This is a genomic window from Pseudomonas sp. TE3911, from assembly GCF_054062775.1.
Map to the genome: position 1 here is coordinate 265259 of NZ_JBSSFP010000001.1, position 22967 is coordinate 288225.

A 22967-nucleotide genomic window follows, 5' to 3' on the forward strand; every position below is an offset into this window, starting at 1 on the left:
TATTCATTATTCCTACAGCTCGGGTCGACATTTCTGTCGCGTGCAGCTTAAGGCCGATCCAGCCGGTCGGCCACACCTACGCAGATGGCCATGATCAATTTCAGTTCCTTTTGCACCGTGCTCAGGGACACGTCCAACTGATCGGCAATCTCCTGATAGCTGCACCCATGCAGGCGGCTGAGGATGAAAATCTGCTGCTGGCGGGCGCTCAATTGGCCCAGGCTGACGCTCAGGTGCTCAAGCAGTTGCTCGGCCTGAGTCGCATCTTCGGGGGTGCTGATAGGGGCGGCGACGCTTTGCAGGATGTCCAGCGGGACATCTTCCTGCAGCGTGCGGGCCTGGATTCTGCGTGAGCGCAGGTGATCCAGCGCGAGGTTACGTGCTGTTTGATAAACGAAGGGTTCAAGGTGATCGATCGGCCGCTCGCTGAGGGCCCGTGTGACGCGCAGGTAGGTTTCCTGCAGCAGGTCCTCGGCGGTGCTGTGGTTATTCACCATCCGCTGCAAGGTGCGTAGCAGAATCACCCGTTGGGTGAGAAAGACTTGGTTGAAGCGAGATTGGCTCACAGTGATACCAGACCGATTTGCAGCAAATGATAATGCTTATCATCAACTCAAATGGCAAGTGGCTATTTCTCTGGGCCTACTTAGAACAATGTGGGAGGGGGCTTGCCCCCGATAGCGGTGTGTCAGCCAACACATTCCTGCCTGATACACCGCCATCGGGAGCAAGTCGAATCGCCCCTCCCAAAGGATCGCTTTATTCGGCGTTACACAGCGCCAGGCAGTTATCCAGCATACGGTTGGAGAAGCCCCACTCGTTGTCGTACCAGGCCAATACTTTGAGCAACTTGCCGCTGACCTTGGTGTGATTGGCGTCGAAGATCGACGACAGCGGGTTGTGGTTGAAGTCACTGGAAACCAGCGGAAGGGTGTTGTAACCGAGGATCTTCGAGTGCTGGCTGGCTTCCTTGAGCAGCGCGTTGACCTCTTCGGCAGTGGCTTCTTTCTTCAGCGTTACGGTGAGGTCTACCAAGGACACGTTGATCACCGGCACGCGCACGGCCATGCCGGTCAGCTTGCCCGCCAGTTCCGGCAGCACCAGGCCCACCGCTTCGGCAGCGCCGGTCTTGCTTGGGATCATGTTCTGGGTGGCGGAGCGCGCGCGGTACGGGTCGGTGTGGTAGACGTCAGTCAGGTTCTGGTCGTTGGTGTAGGCGTGGATGGTGGTCATCAGGCCACTCTCGATGCCCAGCTCGCGGTGCAGCACCTGGGCGACCGGCGCCAGGCAGTTGGTGGTGCACGAGGCGTTGGAGATGATCTGGTGGGACTGACGCAGAATGTCGTGGTTCACGCCATACACCACAGTGGCGTCCGCGCCTTTGGCCGGTGCCGAGATGATCACCTTGCGCGCGCCGGCGGTAATATGGGCGGCGGCCTTGTCACGGTCGGTGAACAGACCGGTGCATTCGAATACCACGTCAATCTTGTGTGCAGCCCATGGCAGGTCAGCCGGGTTGCGAATGGCACTCACGGCAATCCGGTCACCGTTGACGGTCAGGCTTTCCTGATCGTGGGCGACCTCTGCGTCGAATGTGCCATGTACGGTGTCGTATTTGAGCAGGTGGGCATTGATCGAGCTGTCGCCCAGATCGTTGATGGCGACGATCTGCAAATCCTGGCGGTAGCCTTGGGTATACAGTGCGCGCAGGACATTACGGCCAATACGGCCAAAACCATTGATTGCGATACGAAGAGTCATTGGAGAGTGCCTGTCGTCGATTTGTTGTAAGAATTACAAGATTATTCGCATAAAAATAGAAAACAAGCCTTTTTAGTGGCAATATTTTGTTCAATCTACAACGAGTGACCTGAATCAACTGGTCCGATGATTCAAACGACACCCTGCCATCCCATGAGCTGCGGGCGTTTGATCAGCATAGACACTCAGGTCGCCACATCCGTTAGCCTGGAGTTCTACACATGCATCCCCGCGTTCTTGAGGTCACCGAACGGCTTATCGCCCGCAGCCGCGCCACCCGCGAGGCTTACCTTGCGCTCATTCGCGGCGCCGCCAGCGACGGTCCGATGCGCGGCAAGCTGCAATGCGCCAACTTTGCCCACGGCGTGGCCGGTTGCGGCACCGAAGACAAAAACAGCCTGCGCATGATGAATGCCGCCAACGTGGCAATTGTTTCCTCATATAACGACATGCTGTCGGCGCACCAGCCGTACGAACATTTCCCTGAACAAATAAAGAAAGCTCTGCGTGAAGTCGGCTCGGTCGGCCAGTTCGCTGGTGGTACGCCTGCAATGTGCGACGGTGTGACCCAGGGCGAGCCGGGGATGGAGCTGAGCCTGCTCAGCCGTGAAGTCATTGCCATGTCCACGGCGGTGGCGCTGTCCCACAACATGTTCGACGCCGCACTGATGCTGGGCATCTGCGACAAGATCGTCCCCGGCCTGATGATGGGCGCGCTGCGCTACGGTCACCTGCCGATGATCTTCGTACCGGGCGGCCCAATGCCGTCGGGTATCTCCAACAAGCAGAAAGCCGACGTGCGCCAGCGCTACGCCGAAGGCAAGGCCACTCGCGAAGAGCTGCTGGAATCGGAGATGAAGTCCTACCACAGCCCCGGCACCTGCACCTTCTACGGCACTGCCAACACCAATCAACTGTTGATGGAAGTGATGGGCCTGCACTTGCCGGGCGCTTCATTCGTCAACCCGTACACGCCGCTGCGTGACGCGCTGACCCGTGAAGCCGCGCATCAGGTTACGCGCCTGACCAAGGCCAACGGCAACTTCACGCCGATCGGCGAGATCGTCGACGAGAAATCCATCGTCAACTCCATCGTCGCCCTCAACGCGACCGGCGGGTCCACCAACCACACCCTGCACATGCCGGCCATCGCCATGTCGGCAGGCATCATCCTCACCTGGGACGATATGGCTGACCTCTCCGAGGTGGTGCCGACCCTGTCCCACGTGTATCCAAACGGCAAGGCCGATATCAATCACTTCCAGGCGGCGGGCGGCATGTCGTTCCTGATCCGTGAGCTGCTGGAAGCGGGCCTGCTCCACGAAGACGTCAACACCGTGGCCGGCAAGGGCCTGAGCCGATACATCCAGGAACCGTTCCTGGTCGACGGCGAGCTGGTTTGGCGTGACGGTCCTATCGAAAGCCTCGACGAAACCATCCTGCGGCCCGTGGCCCGTGCGTTCTCGCCGGAAGGTGGTCTGCGCGTGATGGAAGGCAACCTCGGCCGCGGTGTGATGAAAGTCTCTGCGGTAGCCCCAGAGCACCAGATCGTCGAAGCGCCGGCGGTGGTGTTCCAGGATCAGCAGGATCTGGCCGATGCGTTCAAGGCTGGTCAGTTGGAAAAAGATTTCGTCGCGGTGATGCGCTTCCAGGGCCCGCGCTCCAACGGCATGCCCGAGCTGCACAAGATGACGCCGTTCCTGGGTGTGCTGCAGGACCGTGGTTTCAAGGTGGCATTGGTGACAGACGGGCGTATGTCCGGCGCGTCGGGTAAGATTCCCGCCGCGATTCACGTCAACCCCGAAGCCCAGAGCGGCGGGCCGCTGGCGCGAGTACGCGATGGCGATATCATTCGTGTGGATGGCGTTACCGGCACCTTGGAGCTTAAGGTGGACGCCGAAGAATTTGCAGCGCGCACGCCTGCCACGGGCCTTCTGGGCAATAACGTGGGGGCCGGCCGCGAGCTGTTTGGATTTATGCGCTTGGCCGCAAGCTCCGCAGAGCAGGGCGCCAGCGCCTTTACCTCTGCCTTGGAGACGCTTAAGTGAAGTTAGCGCTGGTCGGTGATATCGGGGGTACCAACGCCCGTTTTGCAGTGTGGCGGGATTCGGCACTGCATTCGATTCGGGTGCATGCCACGGCGGATTACCCAACCCCTGAAGAGGCGATCAAGGTCTATCTGAAGGAAGAGGGCCTGGAAATCGGGGACATCGGCGCGGTGTGCCTGTCGGTGGCCGGGCCGGTGAGTGGCGATGAATTCAAATTCACCAATAATCACTGGCGCCTGAGCAAGACGGCGTTCTGCAAGACCTTGCAGCTGGATGAACTGCTGCTGGTCAATGACTTCTCCGCCATGGCCCTGGGGATGACCCGCCTGCAACCCGACGAATTTCGCGTGGTTTGTGAGGGCACGCCGGAGCCGTTGCGCCCGGCGGTGGTGATCGGGCCTGGCACTGGCCTGGGCGTCGGCACACTGCTGGATCTCGGCGCAGGTCGTTACGCGGCGTTGCCGGGGGAGGGCGGCCACGTCGACCTGCCCCTGAGCAGCCCTCGGGAAACCCAGTTGTGGCAACACATTTACAACGAGATTGGCCACGTCAGCGCTGAAACGGCGTTGAGCGGTGGCGGCTTGCCGCGTCTGTACCGCGCGATTTGTGCGGTGGACGGTCACGCGCCTGTGCTCGACACGCCCGAAGCCATCACGGCTGCAGGCTTGGCCGGCGACCCGGTGGCGATGGAAGTGTTGGAGCAGTTCAGCGTCTGGCTGGGCCGAGTGGCGGGCAATAACGTGCTGACCACCGGTGGACGCGGTGGTGTGTATATCGTGGGTGGGGTGATTCCGCGGTTTGCCGACTTTTTCATCAACAGCGGCTTTGCCAAGAGTTTCAGCGACAAAGGCTGCATGAGCGACTACTTCAAAGGTATTCCGGTGTGGTTGGTGACCGCGCCGTATTCCGGGTTGACCGGGGCGGGTGTGGCGTTAGAGCAGGCATTTGCGTAGGCAGTGACCTGCCCCCGATGAGGCCATCAAGAACACCCCATAACAACAAGGAGGACCCCGTGAGCGTAATCAGTAAATCGATTCTCCTCGTCGACGACGACCAGGAAATCCGCGAATTGCTGCAAACCTACCTCAGTCGCGCCGGCTTCCAGGTGCGTGGCGTGCCGGATGGCGCGGGGTTCCGCCAGGCGATGAACGAGGCGCCGTGCGACCTGGTCATCCTCGATGTGATGCTGCCGGACGAAGATGGCTTCAGCCTCTGCCGTTGGATCCGCCAGCACCCGCGCCAGGCGCAGGTGCCGATCATTATGCTTACCGCCAGTTCTGACGAAGCCGACCGCGTGATCGGCCTGGAACTGGGCGCCGATGACTATATCGGCAAGCCATTCAGCCCTCGCGAGTTGCAGGCGCGGATCAAGGCCCTGTTGCGCCGCTGCCAGTTTGGCCAGGAGCGCAGTGGGAGTGGCGATGTGCTGGTGTTCGATGAATGGCGCCTGGACATGATCAGCCATCGGCTGTTCCACGTGGACGGCGAGGAAGTGATTCTCTCCGGTGCCGACTTCGCACTGCTCAAGTTGTTTCTCGACCATCCGCAACAAATTCTCGATCGCGACACTATCGGCAACGCCACCCGTGGCCGCGACCTGATGCCGCTGGACCGCATCGTCGACATGGCGGTCAGCCGCCTGCGCCAACGCCTGCGCGACACCGAAAAGCCCCCGAGGCTGATCCGCACCGTACGTGGCAGCGGTTATCAACTGGCAGCCAGCGTGGTTGCCGGCAATGTCCACTGAGCCCGTGACCGAACGCCGGCGCCGCTTCCCGGTACCGCGCTCGCTGCTGGGACGCATGCTGCTGCTGACATTGCTTGCGGTGTTGTTCGCCCAGGCGTTGTCCAGCGTGATTTGGGTTTCGCAGTTGCGTGCTACCCAGCTTGAGGGCCTGGTCACCAGCGCTCGCAGCCTGGCCCATTCGATGACCGCCAGTGTGAGTTACTTCCGTTCGTTGCCGGTGGCCTATCGTCCGCTGGTTCTCGACCAATTGCGTAGCATGGGCGGCACCCGGTTTGTAGTCACCCTTAATGACCGTCCGCTGGACATGCAGGTATTGCCCGAAACCCCACGCAAGCAGGCGGTGCTGGTGGCCGTGGACGAAGTGCTGCGCCAGACCCTGGGCGCCGACGTGCACATCTCGGTGGAATTCGTCAGCGCCGAAGACCTGCGCATCTTCAACGCGGGCCTCAAGCTCGATGAGTTGCCGCGCTCTTGGGCCCATTACGCGCTGACCCTGGAACCGGTAAACCCGCCGGTGCTGGTGACCCAGATCCAACTCGCCCCCGGCGAATGGCTGTACATCGCCTCGTTGCTGCCTGAGCCCTACACCAGCCTTGAAGAACAGGGCCTACCGTCCCAGCAGGTGTGGTTTATCGTGTTGACCAGCGGTTTTCTGCTGTTGTTCATTGGCCTGCTGGTGCACTGGCAAAGCCGCCCCCTCAAGCGCTTGGCGCGGGCGGCGCGAGACATGTCTCTCGGCGCCGATGTGGAGCCGGTGGCCGAAGGCGGCGGCAGTGAAGTGGTGGAAGTGGGCCGCGCGTTTAATGCCATGCGCGAGCGCATCAGCCGCTATTTGACCGAGCGCAGCCAACTGTTCAGCGCGATTTCCCACGACCTGCGCACACCGATCACCCGCCTGCGTCTGCGTGTGGAACTGCTCGAAGACGAAAACCTGCAAACCAAATTCGGCCGTGACCTGGATGAATTGGAGTTGCTGGTGAAGGGCGCGCTGCAATGTGTGAAAGACACCGATATCCACGAGAACATCCAGCCGGTCGACCTTAACCATGTGCTCGAATGCCTGGTAGAGCCTTATGTGGCGCCAAACGGTAACGGCCGTGTGACCCTGGATGGCGCTGCATTGGCGACCTATCCGGGCAAGCCGCTGGCGCTCAAGCGGTGTATCGGCAACCTGATCGATAACGCGTTGAAGTACGGGCAGAACGCGCATTTGTATATCGAGGATGATGGTGCGCAGTTTGTCCTGCACGTCGACGATGAAGGTCCCGGCGTTCCGGAGCAGCGTTTGGAACAGGTATTCGAGCCGCACTTCCGCCTTTCCGGGCAGCAGCAGGGCTATGGGTTGGGCCTGGGGATTGCGCGCAATATTGCCCACAGCCATGGCGGTGAAGTGAGTTTGCAGAATTTGCGGGAGGGGGGGTTACGGGTGACTCTGCAACTACCGCGCACCCTGGATTGAATGCTCGCGGACCCATGTGAGAGGGGGCTTGCCCCCGATGGCAGTGTCTCAGTCAGGTATCTAAAGCAGATCCACCGCTATCGGGAGCAAGCCCCCTCCCACATTTTGATCTTCATTCGGTCAGATGCTTTGGCGCAGGCGGGCCAGATCCCGCAGCGGCGGCGCCCCAAACAATCGGCTGTATTCCCGACTGAACTGCGACGGGCTTTCATACCCCACCCGATACCCCGCCGCTGATGCTTCCAGCCCTTCGGCGATCATCAATCTGCGTGCTTCCTGCAAGCGCAACTGCTTCTGGTACTGCAAGGGGCTCATGGCGGTGATTGCCTTGAAGCGGTGGTGCAATGTCGAAACGCTCAGGTTCACTTCCTTGGCCAGATCATCAATGCGAAGCGGTTGTTCGTAGTTGCCATTGAGCCACTTGATCGCTTGGCTCACCCGATGGCTCTGGCTGTTGGCCACGGCAATTTCATACAGGCGATAACCCTGCGGCCCACGTAGCAAGCGGTAAAGAATTTCCCGGTTGATCAGTGGGGCCAGCATGGCGATGTCTTTGGGCGTATCCAGCAAGCGCGCCAGGCGCAGCACCGCGTCGAGCAATTGGTTGTCAATCCGGTCCACGTACATGCCGCGTGATGTCGGGCGTGTGGGTACGCCCATGGGGCCGGCTTCAGCGATCAGGGCGGTCAGCTGCGCCGGGTCGATATTGATCCGCACCGACAGGTTCGGATCGTCGGGCGTGGCGTCGATGATCCGCCCGGCCACTGGCATCGCCACCGAGAACACCAGGTAATTGAGCGGGTCGTAGGCAAAGATTTCATCCGCCAGGCGCACTTCCTTGCTGCCGTTGGCAAGGATGCACAGCGCGGGTTCCACCAGCACCGGCATAAAGTCGCGTGGCGTGTTGTGGCGGTTCAGGTAGAGCGACGTGATCGCGGTACCGTAGGAGCCATCTTCCCAAGTATGCCTGTGCACGATACTGGCCAGTTCGGCACGCTGCTTTTCCATCTCGGCATCGAGAGGAATGGACTGATATTCGGGCGACGACATGAAGCGTCCTCTGCAGGCGGCTTTGATGGGGTCAGCTTAGCGGCGGCTTTTCAAATAGTGTTAGGTCGATTCTGCACAATCCTTGCCTGATCCTGCGGCGTATCGCCAATCAGGCAAGCGTGAGGCCTGTCATCTCCCTGAAATACTGCGTTTGTGCATGGCGCAAAACCAGTGAGCCGAGTACCCGGTTTACGCTTCTCGCAGGATTGTGCAATAAGCCGGCAGGAATCGACTAACCGCGCCTACCTGCGCGCCGTTATCTTTGATCCTGTGGCAGCACACCCTCACCGTGTTTGCCGAGCATCACTTCTCAACGGGAGAGTCGAACATGTCCACCCCCATTCCCGCGAGCCATATGGCCTTTATCCGCGCCCGCACCGGGTGCAGCACCGAACTCGGTGCACGCTTGAGCAGTTTGATCGAACCGGGTCGCCAGGCTCAGGGTTGTCTGCAATTCTCGTTGCAGCATTCCCAGGTCGATCCCGATGTGTGGTTGGTCTCGGGTTTCTGGAGCAGCGAGCAGGCGATGAGTGCCTACTTCAGCTCGCCGGCCCTGATGATCTTTACCGAGCTGTTGAACGACATGGTGGTGCGCAGCATGGATTTCCAAACCTTCACCGACGCATCCGCCACTAACGCCTATGGCGAGTACCTGCAACTCGCTGGGTGAACAGGTTTAGAATGGCCGCCTTTCCATTGGCCAGGACCTGCAACATGGCACGTAAACAATTTGCCCACCACGAAGCCGTATCCGCCGTAGTACCGGGTGAAGGGGGCTACAGCGCCGCCGTCGCCGTCAAGGCACTGGATGGTATGGGGGCACCGAAGTTTCACAAGATCCTGGATGGACAGACGTTCAAGACCGCCTCCGACGCCGATGATGCAGCCACCGTGCAGCTTGAGCGGTTGATCGGTGTGGATGAAGAGGGGCAGCTGACCTGGGCGAGCGCCGCCATCTGAACAACGCCGACAATCTAATGTGGGAGGGGGCTTGCCCCCGATAGCAGTGTGTCAGTCAACAAAGATGTTGAATGTGCCATTGCCATCGGGGCACGCCCGCTCCCACATTTTTGTTGTATTTCAGTCAGGGTTTGCTGGCGCCTGGGCGATACATCTTGAACAGCGCCTCCGGCCCCAGCTGGAAGTAGTCCGCCGGGCCGCCACCACGCAGGATCGGCTCGGCGGCGGCGGTGTCGTAGATGCCATCCTTGAGCAACCACTTAGCAATGTGCACCGCGACCACCTCGCCCAGCACCAGCCAGCTCGGCACCAACCCTTTGTCGGCGCGTTGCAGCTGGATGATCTGCGTCACCTTGCATTCAAATGACACCGGGCTCTCGCCCACCCGTGGCACGGCGACGATTTTCGAGGCCACGGGCGTCAGGCCGGACAACTCGAACTCATTCACCTCCGGCGAGACCGCCGCGCAACTCTGGTTCATCTGCTCGGCCAGCGGGCGGGTAGCCAGGTTCCACACGAACTCGCCGGTCTGTTCGATATTGTTCAGGCTGTCTTTGCGCCCGACACTGGAAAACCCAATGATCGGCGGAATGTAGTTGAACGCATTGAAGAAGCTGTAGGGCGCCAGGTTCAGGCGGCCTGCGCTGTCGTGCGACGAGATCCAGCCGATTGGCCGTGGGCCAACGATGGCGTTGAACGGGTCATGTGGCAGGCCGTGGCCGTTGGCGGGTTCGTAGAAATGGATATCGTCAGACATGAGCCGGGGTTCCTGCTACGCAATTCTGGGAGGCGGTCATAGTGCAACCCGTGGCAGCGAATTTCCATCAAGCCATGGAATTTTCATTCATCGCCCACCTATTTTTCACAGCGGCCCGTTCAGTCTGCGCACAAGGTCGACACCCCTATAAGTCGGCCATCGAAAGACTGAGCTTCGGAGCCTTCTACCTTATGAATAAACTTCCTCAGATCACCCTGGCGTTCTGGGTCATGAAAATCTGCGCAACCACCTTGGGCGAAACCGCCGGGGACTTGTTGTCGATGACCCTGAATGTCGGTTATGCGATCAGTTCGATGATTTTGATCAGCGTGTTCCTGGTCACCCTGGTGACGCAACTCTGGTCCAAAACCTACAACCCGGTGCTGTACTGGATCGTGATTTTGTCCACCAGCACTGCGGGTACCACGATGTCCGACTTCATGGACCGTACCCTGGGGCTGGGTTACGCCACGGGGTCGATGATCCTGATTGTGATCCTGATGATCATTTTTGCGCTGTGGCACCTCAGCGGTGACTCGCTGAACGTGAACAAGGTGCAGACCTTCCGGGGTGAGTTGTTCTATTGGATGGCGATCCTGTTCTCCAACACACTGGGCACCGCATTGGGCGACTTCCTGGCGGATGATTCGGGTCTCGGCTTCGCCGGTGGTGCCTTGTTGATTGGCTCGACCATCGCTGCGGTGGTGGCGCTCAAGTACTTCACCCAAATCTCGTCGGTGTTGTTGTTCTGGGTGGCGTTTGTGTTGACCCGGCCGTTTGGTGCAACCCTGGGCGACTTCCTGACCAAGCCCCATGAAAAGGGCGGATTGGATTTCGGCACCATTGGATCATCGGCGGTATTGGCGGCGGTGCTGGTGGTGATGATTGCCGGGGCGTCGTATGCGCAGCGGCGGTATGGGCGCAACGAGGTGGCGGAACTGTCCTGATTAACCCAGCGATGTAAAACCAATGTGGGAGGGGGCTTGCCCCCTCCCACATGTTTAGTCCGTGGTAATCCGCGAATGTTTGCGGGTGTCTTTCATGGTCACGTAGACCATCAGCGACACCGCGATACACGCAGTCACGTACCAGTAGTAGCCGGTTTCCATCCCGATGCTCTTGAACCACAGCGCGATGTATTCAGCCGTACCGCCGAAGATCGACACGGTCAGTGCATACGGCAGGCCCACGCCCAGGGCACGGATTTCGGTCGGGAACAGTTCGGCCTTCACCACCGCGTTGATCGAGGTGTAGCCACTGACGATGATCAGCGCGGCCATGATCAGGAAGAACGCGCCCCACCAGGACTGGATGGTGTGCAGGGTGGTGAGGATAGGCACGGTGAACAGGGTGCCGAGGATGCCGAAGGCGATCAGGATAGGACGACGGCCGACCTTGTCGGACAGCCCGCCGATGATGGGCTGCAGGCACATGAACAGAAACAGCGTTGCCGCCGAGATGGTGGTGGAGTCGGAGATGCTCATCCCGACGGTGTTCACCAGGTATTTCTGCATGTAGGTGGTGTAGGTGTAGAACGCCAGGGTGCCGCCCATGGTCAGGCCGACCACGGTCATCAGTTCCTTGGGGTGACGCATCAAGGTGCGCATTGCGCTTTCCTTGGCTTTTTCTTTCTTGGTGAAGGACTCGGTTTCTTCCATGCCACGACGCAGATACAGCGCGACGACTGCGCACAGGGCGCCGATGGCGAACGGGATACGCCAGCCCCACGCGTACAGTTGCTCGGTGGTGAGGACCTGTTGCAGCACGATCAGCACCGCCAGCGCGATGAGCTGGCCGGAGATCAGGGTTACGTACTGGAAACTGGAGTAGAAGCCACGACGTTCCTTGGTCGCCATCTCGCTGAGGTAGGTGGCGGAGGTGCCGTATTCGCCGCCGACTGATAGCCCCTGCAGCAAACGGGCAAACACCAGCAGGATGGGCGCACCGATACCAATGGATTCATAGCCCGGGCTCAGGGCAATCAGCAGCGAGCCAAAGCACATCAGGTAGACCGAGGCCATCAGGGCTTTTTTACGCCCGACCTTGTCGGCGTACAGGCCCATCAGCCAGCCACCGATCGGGCGCATCAGGAAGCCCACGGCGAAGATCGCGGCGGTGTTGAGCAGTTGGGCGGTGGTGTCGCCTTTCGGGAAGAAGGCTTTGGCGAAGTACAGCGAGAAAGCGGCGTAGACGTACCAGTCGTACCACTCGACCATGTTGCCGACCGATCCGCTGAAGATCGATTTGATGCGGCTGGAGGTGGTGCGTTCTTTTGCCGGCGCTGCCGCCGACCCCAGAGGCAGGGAGTTGGAGTTATCCATTGAAGGATCCTTCATCTAGTTGTTTTTATGGAGCGGCGCGAGCGCTGCCTGGCTGGGCTATAGCAGGAGCTGTGCCAGGTAGATGAAGGCCCGATCTAGAAGGGTTTGCAGATTTTTTTGAGCGGAAACTTGCTGAAGATTCGGGGCCAATGAGCGGAAATCCGCTCATTCCTCCTTGAGGAACATGTCTCGTGCAAGGCCATGGCGCTGCATCTTTTCATTGAACGTCCGGCGGGGCAGTTGCAGCTCCGTCAATACCGCCTTGATATCGCCCTTGTGCCGGGTCAAAGCGGCCTTCAGGCAATGGGCTTCAAAGGCTTCCTGCTGCGCAGCCAGTGATTGCCCGGCCTCGATGCCCTCCGGCTCCGGCTCGCCAAGGCCTAATACCTGGCGCTCGGCGACGTTGGCCAGTTCACGCACATTGCCGGGCCAGTCATGGCTGAGCAGGCGCCCCAAGGCTGGGCCGCTCAACGGCTCGGGCGTGCGGCCTAAGCGTTCGGCAGCGCTGTGGGCAAAGTGCTCGTACAGCAGCGGAATATCTTCACGACGCTCGCGCAAGGGCGGCAGGCGCAATTGTGCGACGGTGAGGCGATAGGCCAAGTCTTCGCGAAAGCGTCCGGCGCGGGCCTCTTCGAGCAGGTCAGGCTTGGTCGCGGCAATGATGCGCAAGTCCACATGGATGCTCTGGTTGGAGCCCAGTCGTTCCAGTTTCTGCTCTTGCAATACCCGCAACAGTTTCACTTGTTGGGCCAAGGGCATGCTTTCGATTTCATCCAGGAACAGCGTGCCGCCGTGAGCGTACTCCAGCTTGCCGATGCGCTTGCCCTGGGCGCCGGTGAACGCGCCGCTTTCGTGGCCAAACAACTCGGCTTCAAACAACTGCTCGGGAATTGCCGCGCAATTGAGCGCCACAAACGGCTTCTTGGCCCGCGGGCCGAAATCATGCAGGCAGCGCGCGACCAGTTCTTTACCGCTGCCGGTCTCGCCACGGATCAACACGTTGACTGGCAAGCTGGCCAAGTCGAGCACCTGGCGGCGCAGATTCTGCAACCCGCGGGACACGCCGAGCAGGCTGGATTCAAGCTGCGAGCGGTGATCGGCCTGTTGATGCAGGCGACGGTTTTCCAGGATCAGCCCGCGTTTGTCCAATGCACGTCGCAGGCTGTTGAGCAGGGCCTCGGGACTGAAGGGTTTTTCCAGAAAATCGTAGGCGCCGTCGCGCATGGCTTCGACGGCCATCGGCACGTCGCCGTGACCAGTGAGCAATATCACCGGCAAGTCGGCGTCGCGGCGCTGTACTTCGGCGAGCAATTCCAGGCCGCTTAGACCAGGCATGCGCACGTCGCTCAGGATCACACCGGGAAAGTCTTTGGGCAGATGCGCCAGGCATTCCTCGGCGCGGCTGAACAACTGCACCTCAAACCCGGAGAGACTCAACCACTGCTCCACGGCCGTGCGAATGCTGGCTTCGTCATCGACCACAATCACCGCATTCAGCATAGGTCCGGCGTCTCCAGCGCGATGGGCAAGGTCAGGGTGAAAGTCGCGCCGTCGCCCTGGTTATCGGCGATCAGGCGTCCACCCAGTTCGTGCACGATAGCGAAGGACACCGCCAGCCCTAAACCGAGGCCGTCACCCACCGGCTTGGTGGTGAAGAACGGATCGAACACGTTGTTCAGGTGTTCTTCGGGGATCCCGCCGCCGCTGTCGCTGACGGTCAAAAGCCAAAGCTGTTGGTCGGCGTGCAGGCGGATCTCAAGGCGCTTGCGCGGTTTGTCGGCCATGGCGTCGAGGGCGTTGCGCAGCAGGTTGATCAGTACTTGTTCCAGGCGGATGGCATCGCCGCGCACCCAAGCCGGGCGTGTCAGGTCCAGCACGACGCCAATGGCTTCATCGCGCAGGCGCGCGTCGAGCAGATGCAGGGACTGGTCGACCACCGTGGCCAGGTCCAGGCGTTCGCGCAGGCCACTAGGACTTTTGCGCGCGAAGGTCTTGAGATGGCCGGTGAGTGCGGCCATGCGCGTGAGCATGTCGTCCAGCGGCGTGAGCGCCTTGTAGGCGTCGTCCACACGGCCGTGATCCAGCAACAGGCGCAGGGTAGCAAGCTGCATGCGCTGGGCCGTGAGTGGCTGGTTGATTTCGTTGGGCGAGGGCGGCGGACATCTGCCCCAGCGCCGCCAGCTTGGCTGATTGCACCAAACCATCCTGGGCGGTGCGCAGGGCCTGGGTGCGTTCTTCCACCAGTTGCTCCAGCTCTTCACGGCTGCGCTGGCGCAAGCGGGCCAGGCGCCAGCGTTGGCTCAGGAACAGCGCGAGGAACACCAGCGCCAGCCAGGAACCGGCGGCGGCCAGTCCCGCGTTGCGTTGGTCTTCAAAAGGAAATTGCGGTTTGCGCAGCAGGTGCAGGGTCCAGCCTTCTGCCTTCAATGGCAGGGATTCCCAGATGTATTGGGCGCTGCCGTCGGGGCCGTTGACGCGCATCAGGTGACTGTTTTCGTCGAAGTGCTGCAGGGTGTCGGTTTCCAGCGCCAGCAGTTGTTTCTTGTCGTACTGGCGGGTGGCCTTGAGCTCAGCGAGGTCATTGGCCGATAGCGGCCGCAGGTTCCGATAGCGCCAGCCAGGCTGGTTGGCAATGAACACGATGCCACGCGCATCGCTGACCAGCAGCAAGTCATTCCCCTGGGCCCATTCTTGCTCAAGCTCAGGGAACTCCAGCTTCACCACCATGGCGCCAAGGAACTGCTCGTGTTCATCGAGCACCGCGCTGGAAAGGAAGTAACCCGGAATCCCGGTGGTCACACCCACCGCGTAAAAGCGCCCGGTGCCCTGGCTTTTGGTCTGGCTGAAATACGGCCGAAATGCATAGTTGTGCCCGACGTAACTGCTCGGCAGCGCCCAGTTGCTGGCAGCCACGGCCAGGCCGGTGCGGTCCATCAATTCCAGGGTGGACGACTGCGCGGCGCCGTTGATGCGTTCGAGCTTGCGGTTAAGCGCGTCCTGGGTAGCGGTGTCCAACGGGCCTTTTAACGCGCTGATCATTTCCGAGTCCAGTGCGAGCACGGCGGGCAGGGCGCGGTAGCGTTCGATCAGGGTGTGCAGCGAGTTGGCATATAACGCGAGCTGTTGGTTGGCGCGGGCGGCCTCATCCACGAGGGCCTGGCGTTCGGCCTGGCGCGTGGCCAATGCAGCGGCCAGCACCGCACCAGCGATGATCAACAGGGCGTAGAAGGTCAGGCGCAGGGGGCGAGGGATCGCGATCATACGGTGATGAGCAGGCACGGTAAGGGGCAAGCACCATACCACGCGCCATAAAAAAGGCGACTGGGCCATGGGGCCGCAGTCGCCTTTATCCTTGAGGGAAAGTGCTTACTGCACTTCTACCGCCAGGCTTTCACTGATCTTTTGCTGCCAGATGGCAGGACCGGTGATGTGCACGGATTCGCCTTTGCTATCGACTGCAACGGTGACCGGCATGTCTTTGACGTCGAACTCGTAGATCGCTTCCATACCCAGTTCGGCGAACGCGACAACCCGCGACTTCTTGATAGCTTGCGCCACCAGGTAAGCGGCGCCGCCCACGGCCATCAGGTACACGGCCTTGTGGTCCTTGATCGCGTCGATGGCGGTCGGGCCGCGCTCGGATTTGCCGATCATGCCCAAAAGGCCGGTTTGCTCAAGGATCTGACGGGTGAACTTGTCCATCCGCGTCGCGGTGGTCGGGCCAGCCGGGCCAACCACTTCTTCGCGCACCGGATCAACCGGGCCGACGTAGTAGATGAAGCGACCCTTGAGGTCTACCGGCAGGGTTTCGCCCTTGTTCAGCATCTCGACCATGCGCTTGTGCGCAGCGTCGCGGCCAGTGAGCATCTTGCCGTTGAGCAACACGGTTTCGCCCGGTTTCCAGCTTTGGACTTCTTCCGGGGTCAGGGTGTCGAGGTTGACGCGACGAGCCGACGGGCCGGCTTCCCAGACGATTTCCGGGTAGGCGTCCAGCGGTGGCGCTTCCAGCGACGCAGGGCCCGAGCCGTCGAGCACGAAGTGCGCGTGACGGGTGGCGGCGCAGTTGGGGATCATGCACACCGGCAGGGAGGCGGCGTGGGTCGGGTAGTCCATGATCTTCACGTCGAGCACGGTGGTCAGGCCACCCAGGCCCTGAGCGCCAATGCCCAGTTGGTTGACCTTCTCGAACAGCTCCAGGCGCATCTCTTCGACACGGTTGGACGGGCCGCGCTTTTTCAGCTCGTGGATGTCGATGGACTCCATCAACACTTCTTTGGCCATCACTGCGGCTTTCTCGGCGGTGCCGCCGATGCCGATGCCGAGCATCCCCGGTGGGCACCAGCCGGCGCCCATGGTCGGAACAGTCTTGAGCACCCAGTCGACGATCGAGTCGGACGGGTTGAGCATGGCCATTTTTGATTTGTTCTCGGAACCACCACCTTTGGCCGCCACGTCCACTTCCACGGTGTTACCCGGGACGATGGAGTAGTGGATCACGGCCGGGGTGTTGTCCTTGGTGTTTTTACGTGCACCGGCCGGGTCGGCCAGGATGGATGCGCGCAGGACGTTTTCCGGCAGATTGTAGGCGCGACGCACGCCTTCGTTGATCATGTCGTCCAGGCCCATGGTGGCGCCATCCCAACGTACGTCCATGCCCACGCGCACGAACACGGTGACGATACCGGTGTCCTGGCAGATCGGGCGATGGCCGGTGGCGCACATGCGCGAGTTGATCAGGATCTGCGCCATGGAGTCACGGGCTGCCGGCGATTCTTCGCGCAGGTAGGCCTCGTGCATCGCCTGGATGAAGTCAACGGGGTGGTAGTAGGAAATGAATTGCAGGGCGTCGGCAACGCTCTGAATCAGGTCGTCTTGCTTGATCACGGTCATGAGTCGCGCTCCTCTATAAGGGAACATTCAATAAAGGTGGGCTCAGTGGGGTACATCGGTCGGCTGAGCCCACCTTTCCAAGGCACGCCAAAGTGGTGCAGGCGCGACGCTAAAAAGGCGCGGCAGTATAACCCGACGCGGTGGCCGATACACCCGACTATGGTCAAACTGTCGCAGGCATGATTCCCTGTGCGCGTCCCCTGTAATTGAGTCCTTATATGCCTGAACTGTACGTCGGCGAACGCCATTGGTCGGTAACTGCCGGCAGCAATCTGCTGGATGCCTTGAACCAGGCGGGTGTGGCCGTGCCCTACAGTTGCCGGGCGGGCAGTTGCCATGCATGTTTGGTGCGCTGCCGGGGCGAGGTCGAGGACAAGCAGCCCGATGCCCTGAGCCCCGCGCAACGCCAGGACGGTTGGCGGTTGGCCTGCCAGTGCCAAGTGACGGGCGATCTGCAGGTCGAGGCGTTTGACCCGCTGCGTGACGGTTTGGCCGCCCTGGTGGTAGGTGCTGATTGGCTGAACTCGAATGTAGTGCGCCTGCGTCTGCAACCTGAGCGCGGTCTCCGTTATCGGGCTGGACAGCACCTGGTGCTGTGGGCAGGGCACGTCGCGCGGCCTTACTCCCTGGCGAGCCTGCCCCAGGAAGATGCATTTCTGGAGTTTCATATCGATTGTCGGCAGCCCGGTGAATTCAGTGATCTTGCCCGGCAGTTGCAGGTCGGGGATCAACTGCGCCTGGGCGAGCTACGCGGCGGCGCTTTGCAATACGATCCCGACTGGCAATCCCGGCCGCTTTGGCTGCTTGCCTCCGGCACTGGCCTCGGCCCGTTGTGGGGCGTATTGCGCGAGGCTTTGCGCCAGGATCACCAAGGCGCCATTCGTGTGATTCACCTGGCCCATGATGCCGACGGCCATTATCTGGCTGAACCCCTGATAGCGCTGGGTGCACGTCATCCGAACCTTACGGTGGAACTGTGGACCGCGGCCGAGTCGGCCCAGGCATTGGCGCAACTGCGGCTTGTTTCCCGGCAAACGCTCGCCTTACTCTGCGGACACCCCGCCAGTGTCGAGGCGTTTTCCAAGCGCCTGTTTCTGGCGGGACTGCCGCGTAATCAACTGCTGGCCGATGTGTTCCTGCCCCGTGGTTGAGCGCTGAACTCTACAGCCGCGAGACTCACCATGACCGACGCCATCCTGCTGCACCGCGAGCGCGGGTTGCTGACCCTGCAGCTCAACCGCCCGGATAAGAGAAACGCCCTGACCCGCGCCATGTACACGCAACTGGCCGAGGCGCTGGAGCAGGCGGATGCCGACTCAGCGATCAACGCCGTGCTGATCCAGGGCAGCAGCGAGTGTTTTACCGCCGGTAATGACATCGGCGATTTTCTTGAACAGCCGCCCAGTGATCTCGACAGCCCAGCGTTTCATTTTATGAAAAGCCTACTCAACTGCCGTAAGCCGGTGATCGCGGCAGTGGCGGGAGTCGCGGTGGGGATTGGCACAACCCTCCTGCTGCACTGTGACCTTGTTTACATCAGTCGTGATGCGCGCTTGCGTATGCCGTTCGTCAACCTGGGGCTGTGCCCGGAGTTTGGTTCGAGCCTGATCCTGCCGCGTTTGCTTGGGCATGCGAAGGCAGCTGAACTTTTGCTATTGGGCGAGGGGTTTACCGGGGAGCAGGCTGCCGCCTGGGGCATCGCCACTGAGGCGTTGGGCAGTGGTGAAGCGGCGTTGGCCAGGGCGCGGGAAATGGCCGAGCGTTTTGAAATCCTGGCGCCGGGGGCGGTGCAGGTGACCAAGCAATTAATGAAAAGTGTGGACCGTGATCAGTTACGCCAGGTCATCGAGGAGGAGGGCGCGTTGTTCGTCCAGCGCTTGAAGTCACCGGAGGCGATTGCGGCGTTATCGGGGTTTATCGCCAAACGCTAACCCACATTAAAAGCAAAAAGCCCCGCCATTCGCATGGCAGGGCTTTTGTTTTCAGCGTGTCACTTAGACCATTGGGTCGCCAACGTGCAGGATCTTCATGCCATTGGTGCCGCCGATGGTGTGGTAGCTGTCGCCCTTGGTCAGGATGACCCAGTCGCCTTTCTCCACGACGCCACGCTTGATCAGTTCGTCGATGGCCGCTTGGCTGACTTCATGGGGCGGCAACGAAGCCGGGTCGAACGGAACGGTGTACACACCACGGAACATGGCCGCGCGGGCCTGGGTTTCGCGGTGAGGGGAGAACGCGTAGATCGGAACCGAGGAACGAATGCGCGACATGATCAACGGCGTGTAGCCACTTTCGGTCAAAGCGATGATCGCTTTGACGCCCGGGAAGTGGTTGGCGGTGTACATGGCTGCCAGGGCGATGCTCTGGTCGCAGCTTTCGAAGACCTTGCCGATACGATGGCTGGAGGTCTTGCTGGTCGGGTGCTTTTCCGCGCCGACACAGATGCGCGCCATGGCCTGCACAGCTTCCAGCGGGTACGGGCCGGCGGCACTTTCAGCCGAGAGCATCACGGCGTCGGTGTAGTCGAGCACGGCGTTGGCCACGTCGGATACTTCGGCGCGGGTCGGCATCGGGTTTTGGATCATCGACTCCATCATCTGGGTCGCGACGATCACCGCTTTGTTGTGGCGGCGTGCGTGCAGGATGATCTTCTTCTGGATACCGATCAGCTCGGCGTCACCGATTTCCACACCCAGGTCACCACGGGCAACCATCACGGCGTCGGACGCTTTGATCAGACCGTCAAGAGTTTCGTCGTCGGCCACGGCTTCGGCGCGTTCGATCTTTGCCACCAACCAGGCAGTACCGCCGGCTTCGTCGCGCAGTTTGCGGGCGTATTCCATATCAGCGGCGTCGCGCGGAAAGGACACGGCCAGGTAGTCCACTTCCATTTCAGCAGCGAGCTTGATATCGGCCTTGTCTTTTTCAGTCAGGGCCGGGGCAGTCAGGCCACCGCCGCGACGATTGATGCCTTTGTGATCGGACAGCGGACCGCCGATGATCACGGTGCAGTTCAGTTCGGTCGGGGTGGCGGTGTCGACACGCATTACCACGCGGCCGTCATCCAGCAGCAACTCGTCACCGACGCCGCAATCCTTGACGAGGTCCGGGTAGTCGATACCCACGACGTCCTGGTTACCTTCGGTCAGCGGGTGGCTGGTGGAGAAGGTGAATTTGTCACCGATCTTCAGCTCGATACGCTTGTTGGTGAACTTGGCAATACGGATTTTCGGGCCTTGCAGGTCACCCAGCAGTGCGACGAAGCGGCCGTGCTTGGCGGCCAGGTCACGCACCAGCTTGGCGCGAGCCTTGTGCTCGTCCGGGGTGCCGTGGGAGAAGTTCAGACGGGCAACGTCCAAACCAGCCAGAATCAGCTGTTCGAGGACTTCCGGCGAGTTACTGGCCGGGCCAAGGGTGGCGACGATTTTGGTACGACGGACGGACATGCACAGACTCCTGAGTTCAAGCGCTGAGGAAGGCTACTATGCTCTTTGGTTGTAGTCATTGTTCGTTTGCACTACTTATCGCCGATTCACTTGTTTTCGCGCCGATTGAATAGATGAACATCTTTGAAGATTTTGGACGAGGGGTCGATACACTGCACAAGACAGGAGAACCTTCATGCGAATTTTGCTCATTGCTGCCCTGGCCGTCAGTGTTGTCGGCTGCACCCGCTGGTCGATGGACCACCATTTGAACAACGCCTACCGCGCTTACAAGGTCGGTGACTGCGAGCGTGTCACCTTGGAATTGTCCCAGGTCGACCGCGAGAGCCGCACCCGGCGTTATGTACAGCCAGAGGTCTCGATGTTGCGCGGGCAATGTCTGGAACGACAGAAACTGTTTGTCGACGCGGTGCAAACCTACCAATTCATCATTAATCAGTACCCGTCGAGCGAATACGCCTACCGAGCACGCGCAAGGTTGGACACCCTGCAACAACTGGGTCACTACCGCGGCGTGAGTGTTGCACAGCCGCGTCCAGCCTCACTGTGATGAGATTCGCCACTTTATAACTGGCCTCTTGCCAGTCTTGGGCTATTCTTTGGATGTCCGTTTGTATAGGTTTCTATTCAAATGGAGGCAGGGCCCGGATTCGGCAGCTGTCTAGTGACAGAGCGTTGTCTTTTGTCATACCGAGATCCAGGGAGAGCGAGCAATTACGCTCGTTCCGAATCACTGGACCGGCCACAACCATGGCCACTGCATGGCAATCTCACCATGTTTACCGACCGACGGATTGAGCGGCATCAACTACGTTATTTCCTCCAGGTGTTTAACCGTGTTACCGACAAGCCCATCGGCTATTTGGGCAACGTCTCTTGCGACGGGCTGATGTTGATCAGCGAGTTGCCCATGATGGTCGATGCTGATTTCGAGCTGCGCCTGAAAATTCCCGGGGCTGACGACACCTTCCATGCCGTTGACCTCACGGCAACCTGCCTGTGGAGCCGTGAAGATATCAACCCGCAGCGTTACGACTCCGGGTTCAGCGTGCTTCAGGCTCCAGCGGAATATGGGCAACTGATCAAGTTGTTGTTGCGGTATTTCAGCTTTGACTCATTGCAGGCTTCAGCCTAAGAAGCAGCGAGCGGTCGACGCGGCTGGGGTGTTGCTGTCCAGCCGTAGTTGTACGCTTTTTTCAGAACACTCCCGCTTTCTTCCAATCCAGATAGCGTGTCACCAAGGCTGCTCCCATGTCTGATGGCAACGTATCCAACACCGACAGGCCGTGGGCGTTCAAGCGGTCGTGCAGTTCATTCCGGGTATTGAGGTAGTCGACAGTGCCGCTGTAGGCCAGGGCTTCGGGCAAGGTTTGCACAGGGGACTGGCGCAGTAGATCGAGCACTTCCTCTCGCATGCTGGCCACCATTACCCGATGTTGGCGACTGATGCGCTTGACGGCGCAGAGTAGCGCTTCATCGTCATCGTCTCGCAGATTACTGACCACAATCACCAATGCCCGACGCTTTTGCCTAGAGAGCAGTTGACTGGCCGCCGCCTCGTAGTCGGCAGTTCGACGGGTGGTGTCCAGGTCATATACCGCATTGAGCAGCAGGTTCAACTGACTGCTCCCTTTGACCGGCGCCAAGTAGCGTGGCTGTTCAGAAGCAAAGGTGCACAACCCCACGGCATCGCCCTGGCGCAAGGCCACGTAACTGAGCAGCAGGCAGGCATTGAGTGCGTGGTCGAAATGGGACAGCTCATCATCCTGGCTCCGCATGCGTCGGCCGCAATCGAGCATGAACACGATCTGCTGGTCGCGCTCGTCCTGATACTCCCTTGCGATGGGGGTACGTTGCCGCGCCGTGGCTTTCCAGTCGATCTGCCGCAGGCTGTCGCCCTCACGAAACTCGCGCAGCTGATGAAACTCCAGCCCCAAACCGCGACGCTGACGTTGACGCACTCCCAGTTGACTCAACCAGTTATCCACCCCCAGCAGTTGTGCCCCGTACAGGCGAGCGAAGTCTGGGTAGACGCGGGTGGCATCCTCGACTTCGATGAAGCGCCTGGCGGACCAGAGCCCCAATGGGCTGGGCAGATGGATTTCGCAGCGGCTGAACGTAAAATGCCCTCGCCGCAGGGGCCGCAGGCGATAGCCCATTTCACTGCGTGCACCGGGGCGCAACTCAATGGATTGGGGCATGTTCTCCATGCTCAACCCATCGGGGACGTGATCGAACACCTGAACCGTCAGCGCCTGCGAGGAGTCGTGTTCCAGGGCCAGACGTACTTCGCCCCAGCGACCCAGCGCCAGGCTGCCGGGCATATGCCGATGCACACGAGGCGACGGTCGACGGCGCAGTCGCGCGGCGTCCAGCAAGGCCAGCAGCAACAGCGCCAGGAGCAAGCCCCACGCCACCGAGTGCAAGGTGGCGGGCACCTTGAACTGCAAGGCGGTTGCAGTGCCTAGCAGGATGCTCAAGCCCAGCAGTACGCCAAGCCAAGCTGATAACAGACGGGTCGGTTTCAT

Annotated in this window: 20 protein-coding genes and 1 pseudogene; 11 read left to right on the plus strand and 10 right to left on the minus strand. The window is 60.5% G+C overall.

Annotation, left to right across the window (positions count from 1 at the left end; translation table 11 throughout):
• Positions 1-47: 47 nt before the first annotated feature.
• Together ACVWXD_RS01250 and gap are read right to left on the minus strand one after the other, a co-directional pair.
• The gene (locus ACVWXD_RS01250) at positions 48-566 is read right to left on the minus strand and encodes an RNA polymerase sigma factor (protein ID WP_032890856.1); all 519 of its coding nucleotides are present in this window, start codon (positions 564-566) and stop codon (positions 48-50) included.
• A gap of 193 nt (positions 567-759) precedes the next feature.
• Positions 760-1761, minus strand: a complete 1002-nt coding sequence (gap, locus tag ACVWXD_RS01255) for a type I glyceraldehyde-3-phosphate dehydrogenase (RefSeq protein WP_032890857.1) — start codon at positions 1759-1761, stop codon at positions 760-762.
• A gap of 221 nt (positions 1762-1982) precedes the next feature.
• Between gap and edd the strand changes: the two genes are divergently transcribed.
• From edd to ACVWXD_RS01275, 4 genes are read left to right on the plus strand one after another with little or no spacing between them, the layout of a single operon-like run.
• Positions 1983-3809, plus strand: a complete 1827-nt coding sequence (gene edd, locus ACVWXD_RS01260) for a phosphogluconate dehydratase (RefSeq protein ID WP_032890858.1) — start codon at positions 1983-1985, stop codon at positions 3807-3809.
• Complete coding sequence (locus tag ACVWXD_RS01265; RefSeq protein WP_260367552.1) at positions 3806-4762, plus strand: glucokinase; 957 nt, start codon at positions 3806-3808, stop codon at positions 4760-4762. The genes edd and ACVWXD_RS01265 overlap by 4 nt, the downstream gene beginning before the upstream one ends.
• A 17-nt stretch (positions 4763-4779) precedes the next feature.
• Positions 4780-5556 (plus strand): response regulator, encoded by a 777-nt coding sequence (locus ACVWXD_RS01270; protein WP_185168276.1) that lies wholly within the window; start codon positions 4780-4782, stop codon positions 5554-5556.
• Positions 5546-7015 (plus strand): ATP-binding protein, encoded by a 1470-nt coding sequence (locus ACVWXD_RS01275; RefSeq protein WP_457370606.1) that lies wholly within the window; start codon positions 5546-5548, stop codon positions 7013-7015. The genes ACVWXD_RS01270 and ACVWXD_RS01275 overlap by 11 nt, the downstream gene beginning before the upstream one ends.
• A gap of 120 nt (positions 7016-7135) precedes the next feature.
• Here the strand turns inward: ACVWXD_RS01275 and ACVWXD_RS01280 are convergent, their stop codons facing one another.
• Positions 7136-8065, minus strand: coding sequence for an AraC family transcriptional regulator (locus ACVWXD_RS01280; RefSeq protein ID WP_032890862.1), 930 nt, complete (start codon positions 8063-8065; stop codon positions 7136-7138).
• Between the two features lie 328 nt (positions 8066-8393).
• Here ACVWXD_RS01280 and ACVWXD_RS01285 point away from each other — a divergent pair, with 328 nt between their 5' ends.
• Together ACVWXD_RS01285 and ACVWXD_RS01290 are read left to right on the plus strand one after the other, a co-directional pair.
• Positions 8394-8735 (plus strand): antibiotic biosynthesis monooxygenase family protein, encoded by a 342-nt coding sequence (locus ACVWXD_RS01285; RefSeq protein ID WP_032890863.1) that lies wholly within the window; start codon positions 8394-8396, stop codon positions 8733-8735.
• 44 nt (positions 8736-8779) lie between these two features.
• The gene (locus tag ACVWXD_RS01290; RefSeq protein WP_032890864.1) at positions 8780-9025 is read left to right on the plus strand and encodes a hypothetical protein; all 246 of its coding nucleotides are present in this window, start codon (positions 8780-8782) and stop codon (positions 9023-9025) included.
• Positions 9026-9149: 124 nt separating this feature from the next.
• Here ACVWXD_RS01290 and ACVWXD_RS01295 read toward each other — a convergent pair whose 3' ends face one another.
• Positions 9150-9782 carry a flavin reductase family protein gene (locus ACVWXD_RS01295; protein WP_181639793.1) on the minus strand — a complete coding sequence of 211 codons (633 nt, stop codon included), beginning with the start codon at positions 9780-9782 and terminating at the stop codon, positions 9150-9152.
• 191 nt (positions 9783-9973) lie between these two features.
• Between ACVWXD_RS01295 and ACVWXD_RS01300 the strand changes: the two genes are divergently transcribed.
• Complete coding sequence (locus tag ACVWXD_RS01300; protein WP_032890866.1) at positions 9974-10729, plus strand: COG4705 family protein; 756 nt, start codon at positions 9974-9976, stop codon at positions 10727-10729.
• Between the two features lie 54 nt (positions 10730-10783).
• Here ACVWXD_RS01300 and ACVWXD_RS01305 read toward each other — a convergent pair whose 3' ends face one another.
• The 4 genes and pseudogenes from ACVWXD_RS01305 to ACVWXD_RS01320 all read right to left on the minus strand — a co-directional run bounded on the left by ACVWXD_RS01305 (position 10784) and on the right by ACVWXD_RS01320 (position 16993).
• Complete coding sequence (locus tag ACVWXD_RS01305; protein ID WP_032890867.1) at positions 10784-12103, minus strand: MFS transporter; 1320 nt, start codon at positions 12101-12103, stop codon at positions 10784-10786.
• A 165-nt stretch (positions 12104-12268) separates the two neighbouring features.
• A complete protein-coding gene (locus tag ACVWXD_RS01310) occupies positions 12269-13603 on the minus strand; it encodes a sigma-54-dependent transcriptional regulator (RefSeq protein WP_401382333.1) in 1335 nt (444 codons plus the stop codon).
• Positions 13597-15364: pseudogene (locus ACVWXD_RS01315) on the minus strand (sensor histidine kinase). Before ACVWXD_RS01315 ends, ACVWXD_RS01310 begins: the two are co-directional and overlap by 7 nt.
• A gap of 105 nt (positions 15365-15469) precedes the next feature.
• Positions 15470-16993, minus strand: coding sequence for a fumarate hydratase (locus ACVWXD_RS01320; RefSeq protein ID WP_122756123.1), 1524 nt, complete (start codon positions 16991-16993; stop codon positions 15470-15472).
• Positions 16994-17211: 218 nt separating this feature from the next.
• Between ACVWXD_RS01320 and ACVWXD_RS01325 the strand changes: the two genes are divergently transcribed.
• Positions 17212-18144, plus strand: a complete 933-nt coding sequence (locus tag ACVWXD_RS01325; RefSeq protein ID WP_457370607.1) for an iron-sulfur-binding ferredoxin reductase — start codon at positions 17212-17214, stop codon at positions 18142-18144.
• 30 nt (positions 18145-18174) lie between these two features.
• On the plus strand, positions 18175-18924 hold the full coding sequence (locus tag ACVWXD_RS01330) for an enoyl-CoA hydratase-related protein (RefSeq protein ID WP_260367558.1): 750 nt from the start codon (positions 18175-18177) through the stop codon (positions 18922-18924).
• A 63-nt stretch (positions 18925-18987) separates the two neighbouring features.
• Here ACVWXD_RS01330 and pyk read toward each other — a convergent pair whose 3' ends face one another.
• Positions 18988-20439, minus strand: a complete 1452-nt coding sequence (gene pyk / locus ACVWXD_RS01335; protein ID WP_032890873.1) for a pyruvate kinase — start codon at positions 20437-20439, stop codon at positions 18988-18990.
• A gap of 175 nt (positions 20440-20614) precedes the next feature.
• Here pyk and ACVWXD_RS01340 point away from each other — a divergent pair, with 175 nt between their 5' ends.
• Together ACVWXD_RS01340 and ACVWXD_RS01345 are read left to right on the plus strand one after the other, a co-directional pair.
• Positions 20615-20989, plus strand: coding sequence for a tol-pal system YbgF family protein (locus ACVWXD_RS01340; RefSeq protein WP_032890874.1), 375 nt, complete (start codon positions 20615-20617; stop codon positions 20987-20989).
• Positions 20990-21214: 225 nt separating this feature from the next.
• Positions 21215-21574: a PilZ domain-containing protein gene (locus ACVWXD_RS01345; protein WP_095185774.1), complete on the plus strand. Its 360-nt coding sequence runs from the start codon at positions 21215-21217 to the stop codon at positions 21572-21574.
• Positions 21575-21635: 61 nt separating this feature from the next.
• On the opposite strand, the gene ACVWXD_RS01350 is transcribed toward ACVWXD_RS01345, so the two are convergent.
• Positions 21636-22967 carry a DUF58 domain-containing protein gene (locus ACVWXD_RS01350; protein WP_457370608.1) on the minus strand — a complete coding sequence of 444 codons (1332 nt, stop codon included), beginning with the start codon at positions 22965-22967 and terminating at the stop codon, positions 21636-21638.